The organism is Paenalcaligenes sp. DL 309, from assembly GCF_057475285.1.
This window is the reverse complement of the sequence record NZ_JBYBKW010000006.1, coordinates 124,847-137,979: the sequence shown is the minus strand read 5'-3', so window position 1 is coordinate 137,979 and position 13,133 is coordinate 124,847. Positions and strand designations below refer to the sequence as shown.

The following is a 13,133-nucleotide window of genomic DNA, read 5'->3' as shown; positions in this document are numbered from 1 at the left end:
GGCATGAATAAATATTTACGTGAACACGCTTTACACGCTCTACTTATCTCTAATCCCAGAAAAAAAGCACAATACATTAAAAGTTTGCAACACACTGGACCATGGGCCGTAGGGGCTGATGTAGTGATTGAAGAGCCTTCAGGTATTCCCGGACGCCCACTGGCACCACAAATTGTTTCTCCTCAGCAAGTAAAACAGCGAGGCTTAGGTACTATTGAAGGTCGCGCCACTTTGTTACATGCTTTGGCACATATTGAATTTAATGCCATTAATTTAGCTTTAGATATTATTTGGCGTTATGCAGATATGCCAGATGCATTTTATGGGGAATGGCTTTGTGTTGCCTACGAAGAAGTGTTACATTTTGAGCTGCTTACCCATCGTTTATATACTATGGGTTATGAATATGGCGATTTTCCCGCTCATGATGGTTTGTGGGATATGGCTGAGCGCACAAAAGAGAGTTTAGTGGCGCGTTTAGCGTTGGTGCCCCGTACTCTAGAAGCCAGAGGTTTAGATGCTTGTCCGGTGGTGCGTGCCAAATTAGCACAAGCTGGAGATGAAGAGGCCGCTGCCATCTTAGATATTATTTTACGAGATGAGATAGGGCACGTAGCGCTAGGGAATAAATGGTATCGTTGGTTGTGCGCTCAAAAAAATCTAGATGCGGTAGCCATTTATCCGGATTTAGTCGCCGAACATAGTGCCCCACGTTTGCGTGGACCCTTCAATATAGCGGCTCGGCAAGCGGCAGGCTTTCAGCCGCTGGAGCTGGACTATTTGCAGCAGCAATCACAAATCAAATAGCCGAAGTATCTGAAGTGGCAGAAGGAGCCGCGTTCTCTGCAGGTTCAAATTCGCCAAAATTTACAATACGTCCAATAAATAAAACAGCACCAGACGGGGTAGCAGAACCTTGGCTAGGTTCTAAGGTCATTTCAAAAATTTGTCCTACCTGCATTTCGCCTATGAGCTCCTTGGGTACGGTCACAGGCTGATTAGGATTTAATAAACCCAGCGAACGCATTTGTGGATTAGTAGGGCTTTGAGTCCAGAGCTGTACGGCTTTCCCCGTTTGGACTTCGGTTGTGACTTGAGGGGTGAGTAATACGTGACCTTCTGGATCTACAGTTGCTATCCAGCCCGGGGTGGAGCTTTGACCAGGAGCAAGTAATACTGCGCCTGCGCGCGGAGTCATCTCTATGCGCTGAACAATAGGCGCCTTGGGCATAAAGGCCCAAATGAGTAAAGCGCTGATAATAATAATGACCAGAGCGATAAGCCAATAGAGATTATGCCAAAGCTTTTTTTCCTTTGCTCTTTCCGCTTTCACCGTTTGCTCTACCTTTTCGGGTATCTTATTTTTCTCTGGTTTTTCTTTAAGCGGCACCTCAAAATCTGCAGAGCTAGTAGGGGATGCAGGCTCTTTATTTAGCATTTCCACCGAAGATTTGTTAAGTACGGCATTTAAGCTGGCACTACGAGTGGTGTTTTGAGCTGATATTGAGGAGAGTGGGGGCACTACAGGTTTAGGAATCGCTTGTAGCCCTAGATCTTGATAGATCCGCGCTAAAAGGTACGAAGGCAATGAGGGCGTAGCTAAGGTATGAGTCAAAGCGCTTAAATGCTCTTCCCAGAGGAGTAAATCATGTGCGGCATCAGGGTTGTTACTTAGCAGGCTCTGCGCCTCGTTGAGTTGTTGTGGGTCACGTAATAGACCCAGACAATATAAGCCCAATACAGTGAGATCTTCTTTATTTTCGTTTTTCCAGCCCTTAAAAACTTGGGTGAGTACAAGCAAAGCATTATTAAGGTGATACTGGGTTTGTTTGATGGTGCTTTGACATTCTTTAGCTATCTCAGCAAAGCTGTAAGCGTGTAAATAGGCAAGCCCCAGCATATGGCGAGCTTTTTCATCTAAACGTTGAAAGGGTAATAGGCTGCTTGGTGCTGTTGAAGGGATAATAAACCGTGCTTTTGTTTTATTAAAAGGGCTGAGAGTTGGACTTTGTTTAAGCCGTTGTAAGGCCTTAAAACGGAAAATGCTGTAAATCCAAGCTCTAGCTGAGCCCAAGTTGGGATCATAAGCATCCGCATTGCGCCAAATAAGTCCAAAGCTTTCTCGCATTAATTCTTCGGCATCCGAAGGTCTATATAAAAGACTAATGCCTAATGCGAGTAAATGGCTAGCTTCAAGGTCATAGAGATGTTGCAGTGCGGTGGGCTGCTTCAAAGCACATTGTTCTAACAGGGTTTGATAAGAGACGGTAGTGTCAGCCATTGGCTTGCCATGAAAATAAGTGAGTAAATTTGACGTATATAGTACCGAAGCGGTACTATATAGAAATAGTTAGTTATTTCAGTAAATAAAGTTAATAACCGAGGCGTATATGCTACGAATTAGCAAAATCATTGATTATGGCACCTTAGTCCTAACACATATGGGCAGTAGTGATGTCCCAAATAGGGTGTTTAGTGCTTCGGAGCTAGCTAATGTCTTAGGTTTAGGGCAGCCCGTGGTCAGTAAGGTCTTAAAGTTACTTTGCCAAGATGAGCTGGTGGTTAGTACCCGCGGCCCACGAGGAGGGTATGCTTTAGCACGAGCCGCCGAAGAAATTAGCGTAGCACAAATCATAGACGCGCTCGATGAGCAGCCTTTTGGTTTAACTGAATGTGTAACACATCCAGGGTCCTGCTCTGTAGAGCAAGATTGCCAAATGCGAACTAACTGGCAGCGAATCAACGATATTGTACGCCGAACTTTAGAAGATGTCAGCGTTGCAGATATGCTTCATCCCAATAAAGAATATCCTTTAAAACAAGCCGACGGATTTTTAACCAAATCGCGTCGTCAAGTCAGCACTTCCACAGTGGAGTTATTTAATGAGCACAATTAACGCACACCTCGACACGTTCTTAGATCGTGACTATGAGGCGGGGTTTATTACCAATATTGAGTCTATTACTATCCCTAAAGGGCTTAGTGAAGATACGATTCGACGCATTTCAAAAATTAAAGAAGAGCCGGAGTTTATGCTTGAGTGGCGTTTAGCTGCTTATCGTAACTGGCTAGAGATGGATTATCCCAAATGGTCTGTGGCAGAGTATGAGCCCATTGATTTCCAAGAAATTAGTTATTACTCAGCACCTAAAAGCAGGACCGATGGCCCTCAAAGCTTAGAAGATGTTGATCCTGAGTTACTGCGCACATATGAAAAACTAGGGGTGCCGCTACACGAACGTGCCCGTTTAGCTGGTGTAGCAGTAGATGCGGTCTTTGATTCCGTATCCGTGGCCACGACGTTTCGCAAACAATTGCATGAAGTAGGTGTTATTTTCTGTTCGTTTTCCGAAGCAGTAAAAGATTATCCAGAGCTAGTGCAAAAGTATTTGGGTACGGTTGTGCCTCCGGGTGATAACTTTTATGCGGCATTAAACTCTGCGGTCTTCTCAGATGGCTCCTTCGTTTATATACCGAAGGGGGTGAAGTGTCCCATGGAGCTTTCTACGTACTTTCGTATTAACTCACCCGATACGGGACAATTTGAGCGTACGTTGATTATTGCCGAAGAAGGCGCTTCTGTGAGCTACTTAGAAGGCTGTACGGCCCCAATGCGTGATGAAAATCAGCTGCACGCAGCAGTGGTGGAAATCGTTGCATTGGATGATGCGAAGGTGAAATATTCTACTGTACAAAACTGGTACCCTGGCGATGAAGACGGGGTGGGTGGTATTTATAACTTCGTGACTAAACGCGGCGAGTGCCGTGGTGCGCGTTCACATATTTCTTGGACGCAAGTGGAAACCGGTTCAGCCATTACATGGAAATACCCCAGCGTGGTGTTACGTGGTGATGACTCAATCGGTGAGTTTTATTCCGTGGCTTTAAGTAACCACCGTCAGCAAGCAGATACCGGTACAAAAATGATCCACATGGGTAAAAACACCACCAGTACCATTATTTCTAAAGGGATTTCTGCCGGTAGAGGCTTAAATACTTACCGCGGTTTGGTGCGTATCAGCCCTTTAGCTGAAAATGCCCGTAATTACACACAGTGTGATTCCTTACTTATTGGTAAAACCTGTTCCGCTCACACCTTCCCTACTATAGAAGCGCAAAACCCTACGGCTAGCGTAGAACATGAAGCGACCGCTTCACGTATTGGAGAAGATCAGTTGTTCTACGCCATGCAGCGTGGTATTTCAGCTGAAGATGCCGTTTCCATGATCGTAAATGGTTTTTGTAGAGAAGTGATTAAAGAATTACCCATGGAGTTTGCCGTAGAGGCACAAAATTTACTAGGACTCAGCCTTGAAGGCAGTGTTGGTTAAGGATTATTTAAAAATGTTGAAAATCAAAGATTTATATGCCTCAGTTGAAGGCAAACAAATTCTACGTGGCTTAAGCCTAGATGTTAAGCCGGGTGAAGTGCATGCCATCATGGGCCCAAATGGCTCGGGTAAAAGTACCTTAGCACAAGTGTTAGCTGGGCGCGAAGACTACGTCATCGATTCCGGCTCCGTAGAGTGGGAAGGTCAGGATCTATTAGAAATGGCGATAGAAGACAGGGCGCGTTCGGGCTTATTTATGGCCTTTCAGTACCCCATTGAAATCCCTGGCGTTTCAAATGCTTACTTTTTACGTACTGCGGTTAACGCCATTCGCAAAGAGCAAGGTAAGCCTGAGCTAGACGCCATTGATTTCCTTAAAGTCGTAAAAGAGGAAATGGCAGCGGTGGGTATGCGCGAAGAGTTTTTACATCGCTCGGTAAACGAAGGCTTTTCAGGCGGTGAGAAAAAACGTAATGAAATCTTACAAATGAGCATGTTAGAGCCTAAGCTCGCTGTTTTGGATGAAACGGACTCCGGCTTAGATATTGATGCCTTACGCATAGTATCGGATGGCGTGAATCGTTTACGTTCTCCAGAGCGTTCCATGATTGTAATTACGCACTATCAGCGTTTACTGGATTATATCGTGCCTGATGTGGTACACGTCTTGTCAGAAGGTCGCATTATTCGTACGGGTGACGCTTCCTTAGCACAAGAGCTAGAAAAAGATGGCTACGCTAATATTAAAGCCCAAGCCAAAGGAGAGGCTGTATGACCACCTTACCCACGTGGGTGAATCCCTTTGTTGAGCAAACATCGCACCAAGCAGGTGCTGATGCGGCTTGGCTAACCGAATTACGCCAGCAGGCTTTAGCGCGCTTTGCGTCTGAAGGCTGGCCTACTAATCGTATAGAGGCTTGGCATCATACCTCTTTAGCTGCTATGGAAAAAAACAGCTATGAGCTTGCCACTGACGCCGATGCTTCCGCTTTGTTTACTTCCTGTAAAAACGAAGAAGACGGCTACTGGATGGCATTTGTTAATGGTAAATACAATGCCGAATTATCTAATGTGGACCGTTTAGAAGAAGGCTTACACATAGATTCAGTTGCGGCTATGTTGGCTAAAAATGATGAAAGCTTAAAAGACATTTATGGCAATGTGGATGCTGGCTTTAGCCCTGAGGCTCTAAACTTGGCCTTGGCTCAAGATGGTGCCTATATTCGTGTGAAGCAAAGTCACCAAATCAGTAAGCCTATTCATTTAGTGTTTATTACCACGGATGCTAAAGCGGCCACTTTTACTCGCAATTTTATTGCGGTAGAGGCGAATGCCCATGCCACAGTGGTTGAGCATTATTTAAGTGCTGAAGAGTACACGGGCTTGACCAATACCGTGAGTCGAGTCTGGACAGATAAAGATGCAAACTTAGTACACTTAAAGCTGCAAAATCAAAGTGAAGAGTCCGTGCACTTAGGTGCTATCGATGCAGAGCAAGAGCAGTCTTCGCATTATGAATCGCATTCCATGTCATTTGGGGCACGTTTAGCGCGTACGGGAATTAAAACCAGTTTCAAGGGCGAACGGTGTCATGCTTTATTAAATGGCTTGTATTATGTAAATGGCCGCAGGCACGTGGATCACTTTACACAGATATTCCATGAGCAGCCTAATTGTACCAGCCACGAATATTATCGCGGCATTATGGCCGATAGGGCGCGCGGTGTGTTTTCAGGGCGTATTGTAGTTGCCGATGGTGCTGATGGTACGGATGCAATTCAGCGTTCTGACAGCCTATTATTGTCAAAAATGGCACGTGCAGATACGCGTCCAGAGTTAGAAATTTATGCCGATGATGTTAAATGTGCTCACGGTGCCACCGTAGGCCAAATTGACGAAGAGGCTATGTTTTATTTGCGCACGCGTGGATTAAGTCATAAAGACGCCTTTGATGTGTTGATTTATGCCTTTGCCACTGAGGTCTTAGCACGCATTTCTTCAGCCGCATTACGCAAACGTGCTGCTGCGGGGATTGAAAGCTTATTGCCGGGTGGTAGTGAAAGTTTGGAGCAAAACTAATATGCTAGAGCCGATCAAAAAACCTGCAATGCAGCTAGATCGGCGCACGGATTTTCCTATCTTGGCGCAGCCCGTTCGCGGGCAGCGCCTTGTGTACTTGGATAATGGTGCGACCACTCAAAAGCCTGCAGTTGTTATTAATGCTGAGCGTGATTTTTACGAAAACGCTAATGCCAATATTCATCGTGGTGTGTATTGGTTATCCCAACACGCCACTGATCTCTACGATCAAGCCAGACTGACCACAAAGCAGTTTTTAAACGCAGCGCACGTAGAAGAAATTGTCTTTACCTCTGGTACCACGGATGGCATTAATTTAGTGGCTTATAGCTGGGGGGTAGAGAATTTATCAGCGGGTGATGAGATTTTATTAACTGGCTTGGAGCATCATTCCAATATTGTGCCGTGGCAGTTAGTAGCAAAAAAAACAGGCGCAGTTATTAAAGTCGTGCCCGTACTTGATAATGGTGAGCTAGACTTAGATGCCTATCAGTCTTTACTATCATCCAAAACTAAATTTGTGGGTATAGTGCATGTTTCTAATGCACTAGGTACCGTTAACCCTGTGGCAGACATGATTGCTATGGCTCATCAAGTAGGGGCTAAGGTATTAATAGATGGGGCTCAAGCGGTTGCTCATACACCGGTTGATGTGCAAGCTCTAGATTGTGATTTTTATGTGTTTTCAGGTCATAAAATTTACGGTCCTACCGGAGTGGGCGTATTATATGCTCGTTATGACATCTTAGATGCCATGCCGCCTTGGAAGGGTGGGGGCGATATGATTCATACGGTGAGTTTTGAAGAGAGCACGTATGCACCCATACCACAGCGTTTTGAGGCGGGCACGCCCAATATTGCCGGTGTAGTGGTATTAGCTGAAGCCTTACGTTATGTGTTGAGCATAGGCTTAGAAGCCATCGCCGCCCATGAAGATGCCTTATTAAGCTATGCTACCGCTCAGTTTAAAATGATCAAAGGGGTACAGTTCATAGGGACTGCGGCTAATAAAGCCGCTGTATTGTCATTTTTAGTTGATGGTGTGCACCCGCATGATTTAGGAACTATTTTAGATATGGATGGTGTGGCCATTCGAGCAGGCCATCATTGTGCTATGCCCCTGATGACCCGTTTCGGTATTCCAGGCACGGCTCGTGCATCGTTTGCAGTGTATAACAGTTTTGACGATGTAGATGCCTTGGTTGCTAGTTTGAAAAAAGCCCAAAAACTATTTGGAGTCGATGATGAGTGAGGATTTTGGCGGTCTACGTGAGCTTTATCAAGAGATGATTTTTGATCATAATCGTAAACCGCGTAATTTTACCCACATGGAAGATGCCACGCATAAAGCCGATGGTCATAATCCCCTATGTGGTGATCAGTTACGCGTTTATGCGCGCATTGAAGATGGCATCATAGAAAAAGTCTCGTTTATAGGTCAAGGGTGCGCCATCTCAAAAGCCTCGGCATCCCTCATGACAGAAGCCTGTGTAGGTAAGACCATGGCTGAAGTCGAGCAACTTTTTAAAGATATGCATCAAATGCTTACCGAAGATCATCCTGATCGTGATTTAGGCAAGCTAGAAGTGCTGTCAGGTGTTAAAGAATTTCCGGCACGAGTGAAATGTGCCTCTTTAGCTTGGCATACCTTAGATAATGCCATTCACCAAAGCGATGAAATTGCTATAACCGAATAGAGGTATTTCCAGAGATGAGCTATTTTGAGCGAGAAGATGTAGTTGTAAGCCGTGATTGCCCAGCTTTAACCATTCCTTATGGTTCACCGGTTACCATTGAAAAAGGATGTATGGCGACTATTAGCCAAAAATTGGGTAATAGCTATACGGTAATTGTAGAAGGCAATATGTACCGTATTGAAGGCGTAGACGGTGACGCTATTGGGCAAGAAATCAAAGAGGATGAGATTTTTGTTCCTGAGCAGCCTGCTACAGTAAAAACCATAGAGGATGCCTGTTGGGTAGTGCTCACTCAGGTTTTTGATCCGGAAATTCCGGTAGATATTGTTAATTTAGGTTTGGTTTATACTTGTCATGTAACTGAAACTGAACCGGGCAACTTCGCCGTATTATTAGATATGACCCTAACTGCACCAGGCTGTGGCATGGGACCGGTAATAGCTGAAGAAGCTCGCTTTAAAGTGTTAACCATCCAAGGCGTAAATAAAGTCGATGTTAACTTGGTGTGGGATCCACCATGGAGCCGAGAGATGATGAGCGAATCTGCGCGACTGCAGCTAGGCATGATGTAAACTTACATCTTTAGCTGTTGAAAACCGTTAAATGTAATGTTTAACGGTTTTTTTGTTGTAAAATGTAACCATGAAAGAGAATTACTGCATTGCTTTACAGCCCATTTGCGATAGAGACATGAATCACATCGCTGATGAGCTCTTATATCGCTCAAGTGCCTTAATTAATGCCGCCAATATAAGTGATGACATGTTAGCCACAGCGCGTGTGGCAAATATCGCCTTTTACGAGTTTGGCCTAGAGCGTTTGGTAGGCCATCGAAAACTATTTGTTAATACACCACGTGATTGGTTGTTAAATCCAAGTCTACTTCCCCCTAATCCACAGCAAGTAGTGATAGAGGTATTAGAGAATGTAGAGGCGGAACCACAAATCATCGCCGCTTTAAAAGCCATACGGAAAAAAGGCTATGAGGTTGCTTTAGATGATTTTGTTTTTAGCTCAGATAACCGAGCCTTATTAGATCTAGCAACCATAGTTAAAATAGATCAGTGGCAATCCATTAGCTCAGATGAAGTGCTTTTTTATAAGCAGAAAGGGCTAAGGTTGCTAGCTGAGAAGGTAGAGGAAATCGAAGATTTTGAATATCTACATGGATTAGGTTTTGATTATTTCCAAGGCTATTTTTATGCTAAGCCAGAAATGCATCGTGGTACAAGCCGTATGCGCAGCAGTAATCAAAAAGCCCAAATAGAAATTTTAAATGAGCTTCAAAAAGAATATGCCGATTTTAATAAGCTAGAAAAACTCATTAAACAAGACCCACACTTAGCTTTTGTCATTTTGCGCCAAACCAATTCGGCTTTTTATGCGCGCGTTAATAAGGCGTATTCTATTATTGAAGCCATTAATACTCTAGGCTTAAAGCAAATACAAACCATTGTTTTAACCGTTATGCTTGCCAATAATGGTGCGGCAAGCCGTTTAATCTTACCGCAAATTCTAACTCGTGCTGCCATGTGTGAGCAGCTAGCGTGGCAGTATCAAATAGATCCAGATTTAGCCTTTACTTCAGGGTTGCTCTCACAAATGGATCAGCTTTTAGGAATTCCTTTAGAGCAGTTGCTGCGCGAAGTGGGTTTAGATGAGACGGGTATTGAAAATATTGTTGAGCAAAAAGGCTCAGTGGGTAGGTTGTTAAAAATGGTTTCATGTTTTGAAAATGCAGATGTGTGCATGGACAGTCACTCAGTAGAGGCGTTAAATCAAACCTGGATTAAAAGTCGCATTTGGGCTGAAAATATTTTACAAGCCACCTTAAACCAAACGTAGTATTCCTTGTATGACTCATTCAAATAGAGAAAAGGTATGTTAAATCAGCTATAATTTACAACCCTTATAGAGAGATAGATTAGAATTATTGTGCATACACTCCAAGAGCTTAAAGAGCTTAACATCGCTTTAAACGCACATGCGATTGTAGCTATTACTGATACCCGCGGCATAATCACTCATTGTAATAATAAATTTTGTGAGATTTCTCAATACTCACGAGCAGAGCTGATAGGACAATCACATAAACTGATTAATTCCGGATATCACTCTCAGGAATTTTTCCAAGATTTATGGTTAACTATTTCCTCTGGTGGTGTATGGAATGGTGAAATCTGTAACCGTGCTAAAGATGGCTCAATTTACTGGGTGCATACTACGATTGTGCCGTTTTTAGGGGAAGATTCACAGCCTAAAAAGTACATTGCGATTCGTGCTGATATTACCCAGCGTAAGCTAGCGGAGCAGCGTATTTATCACTTAGCACGGCACGATACCCTCACGGATTTACCAAATCGAGCCTTTTTTTATGATAAGTTACAGCAGACCTTAAGTCAGATAGAGAAAACCGGTGATCATGCGGCATTAGTATTATTAGATCTAGATAACTTTAAAGATATAAACGACAGAATGGGTCACGATATGGGTGACAAACTGTTAGTGCAAGTGGCCCAAATATTACGCGGTTGTATACGGAGTGAAGACACAGTAGCGCGCTTGGGTGGTGATGAGTTTGTCATTTTGTTTACTCATCTAGCAGAAGATAAAGAGACCGCAATGGAGCAAGCAAAAAGCTTAGCACAGCGGGTACGTAAGGCATTGAGCATTACATTTAATGTGGATGGCTTACAGGCACACTGTACTTGTAGTGTGGGTTTATTGCTCTTTGATGAGACAGAAAAAAACAAAACAGAGCTTATAAAACAAGCAGACATGGCGCTTTACAAAGCAAAAGAGCGGGGGCGTAATACAGTTTTTACTTTTGAACCGCACTTGCAAGCTGAAGTGTTAAATCGCAATCTCTTGCTTTATGATTTACAACAAGCGTTATTGCGCCAAGAGTTTTGTTTGCATTATCAAGCTATTGTGAACGATGAGCGTGAAGTACGTGGCTTTGAAGCCTTGGTGCGCTGGCAACACCCTATTAAAGGGCTATTACCGCCAGGGGTTTTTATAGAGTTAGCTGAAGACAGCGGCTTAATCCTCCCTTTGGGGCAGTGGGTACTTGAGGCTGCGTGTAAACAGTTAGTTGAGTGGAGCCGCTGTAGTAGTACAGCGCATCTAGTGGTGTTTGTTAATGTGAGCGCTTTGCAATTTGAAGATGCACGTTTTGTATCAAATGTACGTAATGTGTTGCGTCGCACTGGCGCAAATCCTTCTTTGCTTTGTTTAGAGCTTACCGAATCGGTATTTCTAACTGATATTGAGAAAAACATCGCAAAAATGCAAGCGCTTAGAGCCATAGACGTGCGTTTTGCTCTAGATGATTTTGGGACGGGTTATTCGTCTCTACAACATATTAAAAGACTACCCCTAGATTTTTTAAAATTAGATGGTTCATTTGTGCAAGGCTTACCCGAGGATCCGAATGACGTTGCTATTACAAAAACCATATTGGCTTTAGCTTGTACATTAAATCTACGTGTGGTTGCCGAAGGGGTGGAGACACTGGGGCAGTTTAAGCATCTCTTAGACCAAGGTTGTGATGTGTTTCAAGGTTATTATTTTGCACGGCCAGTAGCAGTAGAAGACATCAATTTAGATCTTTAATTGCTACCAGTAGAGCTAAGGCAATGATCAAAATAATTGTGCTAAAGCCTATGCTTATAGCCATTGACCACGACGCATAATTTAATACACTAAACGTAATAGCTGTAATCAAGGCAATGCCTACCGAGGCACCCACACGTTGTGCTGTTTGCATGATAGCACCCGAACTGCCTGCATAAGCCACGGGTACATCGGCTAAGGTGATTGCTTGGTTTGGGCTAATCACCGCACCTTGCCCTAAGCCCAAAAACCCCAGTGAAAGTAGTAACCACCATATACTGCTTTGATAATACTCATGCAGTAAAATAAAACCTATGCTTAAAAGTAAGCCAAAAATAGCAAGGCTTAAGCCGGCTGCTACTATTTTACGGCCAAAGTGACTCACATGCTTGCCCGCCCAGTTGGATGCATAAGCAGATAATAAAGCTGCTGGAATACCTACTAAACTGGTTTCAAAAGCGGACTTTCCTACACTTTGCTGCATATAGATGGCAATAAGTACCCAAATACTGGTCATGCCTAAAAAATAAAGGCTCATAATTAAAATGCCATTGGTGTAGCTGGAGTTACGGAAAATACTGAGCTCTACCATGGGCTCATAGCCTAAACGGGCATAACGTCTTTCCCATTGAATCCATAAATAGAACAGTACAAAGCTAACAGGTAATAATAGCCATATCTGCAGTGGTTGAGTCCCCATAAAGGGAAATAATACACACAGCACAGCTAAGGTAATAATTATTGCTCCTATGGGATCTAAAGAACGTAAGGTGCTGTAATAAGAAACGGCTTTCAATGATTTAATTAAGGGTCTTGGAAACCACATAAAGCCTAAAACCAGTGTGAGTATGCCTATAGGTACATTAATTAGAAAAGTTAAACGCCAGCCTAAATCAGGGCCCACGGCGTTGATTAATACCCCCCCTAACACGGGGCCTAGCGCCACAGACACGCCTACCGTAGTGCCAAAAAAACCAAACGCTCTACCGCGCTCCTCACCTTGAAAATACTGCTGAATCATTCCCATACCTTGCGGGTTTAATAGGCCTGAACCTATACCTTGAAAAATACGTGCCGCTTTCAGCCAGTCAGCATTTGGAGCTAAGCCAGCCCCCACAGAAGCTAAGGTAAATACACTAACGCCAAGAAGAAAAAAACCACCACGTCCGAGTAAATCTCCGGCACGACCCGCACTCACTAAGACCACCCCAAAGGCTAAGGTATAACCAGATAACACCCACTGAATGTCTGATTGAGACGCCCCTAAAGATTGCTGCATTGATGGTAGAGTGACATTCACAATGCTAATGCTAATGAGAGACATAAAAATAGCTGCTAGCAATACAATTAATATTTTCCAGCGTATGGGGTTGGGAGTGGGTAAGGCTTGAGTCATAATGCTCCAGTGGG

General features: G+C 43.8%; 12 protein-coding genes. 10 read left to right on the top strand and 2 right to left on the bottom strand.

Going from position 1 to position 13,133, the window contains the following annotated elements; all coding sequences use genetic code 11:
* The first annotated feature begins 3 nt into the window (after positions 1–3).
* Positions 4–807, top strand: coding sequence for a ferritin-like domain-containing protein (locus AC2UZJ_RS09560; protein ID WP_486949923.1), 804 nt, complete (start codon positions 4–6; stop codon positions 805–807).
* On the opposite strand, the gene AC2UZJ_RS09555 is transcribed toward AC2UZJ_RS09560, so the two are convergent.
* Positions 800–2,281: an anti-sigma factor domain-containing protein gene (locus AC2UZJ_RS09555; protein WP_486949922.1), complete on the bottom strand. Its 1,482-nt coding sequence runs from the start codon at positions 2,279–2,281 to the stop codon at positions 800–802. The genes AC2UZJ_RS09560 and AC2UZJ_RS09555 overlap by 8 nt on opposite strands.
* A 109-nt stretch (positions 2,282–2,390) precedes the next feature.
* Between AC2UZJ_RS09555 and AC2UZJ_RS09550 the strand changes: the two genes are divergently transcribed.
* From AC2UZJ_RS09550 to AC2UZJ_RS09510, 9 genes are all read left to right on the top strand, one after another.
* Positions 2,391–2,897 carry an SUF system Fe-S cluster assembly regulator gene (locus AC2UZJ_RS09550; protein WP_486949921.1) on the top strand — a complete coding sequence of 169 codons (507 nt, stop codon included), beginning with the start codon at positions 2,391–2,393 and terminating at the stop codon, positions 2,895–2,897.
* A complete protein-coding gene (gene sufB / locus AC2UZJ_RS09545; protein WP_486949920.1) occupies positions 2,884–4,332 on the top strand; it encodes a Fe-S cluster assembly protein SufB in 1,449 nt (482 codons plus the stop codon). The genes AC2UZJ_RS09550 and sufB overlap by 14 nt, the downstream gene beginning before the upstream one ends.
* Before the next feature lie 13 nt (positions 4,333–4,345).
* Positions 4,346–5,107, top strand: a complete 762-nt coding sequence (gene sufC, locus AC2UZJ_RS09540) for a Fe-S cluster assembly ATPase SufC (protein ID WP_486949919.1) — start codon at positions 4,346–4,348, stop codon at positions 5,105–5,107.
* Entirely contained in the window at positions 5,104–6,411 is a 1,308-nt protein-coding gene (gene sufD, locus AC2UZJ_RS09535) for a Fe-S cluster assembly protein SufD (RefSeq protein ID WP_486949918.1), read from the top strand. Before sufC ends, sufD begins: the two co-directional genes overlap by 4 nt.
* Position 6,412: 1 nt before the next feature.
* The gene (locus tag AC2UZJ_RS09530; RefSeq protein WP_486949917.1) at positions 6,413–7,663 is read left to right on the top strand and encodes a cysteine desulfurase; all 1,251 of its coding nucleotides are present in this window, start codon (positions 6,413–6,415) and stop codon (positions 7,661–7,663) included.
* A complete protein-coding gene (sufU, locus tag AC2UZJ_RS09525) occupies positions 7,656–8,108 on the top strand; it encodes a Fe-S cluster assembly sulfur transfer protein SufU (protein WP_486949982.1) in 453 nt (150 codons plus the stop codon). The genes AC2UZJ_RS09530 and sufU overlap by 8 nt, the downstream gene beginning before the upstream one ends.
* 14 nt (positions 8,109–8,122) lie before the next feature.
* Positions 8,123–8,680 carry a putative Fe-S cluster assembly protein SufT gene (gene sufT, locus AC2UZJ_RS09520; protein ID WP_486949916.1) on the top strand — a complete coding sequence of 186 codons (558 nt, stop codon included), beginning with the start codon at positions 8,123–8,125 and terminating at the stop codon, positions 8,678–8,680.
* Between the two features lie 70 nt (positions 8,681–8,750).
* The gene (locus AC2UZJ_RS09515; protein WP_486949915.1) at positions 8,751–9,953 is read left to right on the top strand and encodes an EAL and HDOD domain-containing protein; all 1,203 of its coding nucleotides are present in this window, start codon (positions 8,751–8,753) and stop codon (positions 9,951–9,953) included.
* A 90-nt stretch (positions 9,954–10,043) separates the two neighbouring features.
* Positions 10,044–11,723: a putative bifunctional diguanylate cyclase/phosphodiesterase gene (locus tag AC2UZJ_RS09510; protein ID WP_486949914.1), complete on the top strand. Its 1,680-nt coding sequence runs from the start codon at positions 10,044–10,046 to the stop codon at positions 11,721–11,723.
* Here AC2UZJ_RS09510 and AC2UZJ_RS09505 read toward each other — a convergent pair.
* On the bottom strand, positions 11,707–13,119 hold the full coding sequence (locus AC2UZJ_RS09505) for an MFS transporter (protein WP_486949913.1): 1,413 nt from the start codon (positions 13,117–13,119) through the stop codon (positions 11,707–11,709). The two genes, AC2UZJ_RS09510 and AC2UZJ_RS09505, sit on opposite strands and share 17 nt — an antisense overlap.
* Between the last annotated feature and the right edge of the window lie 14 nt (positions 13,120–13,133).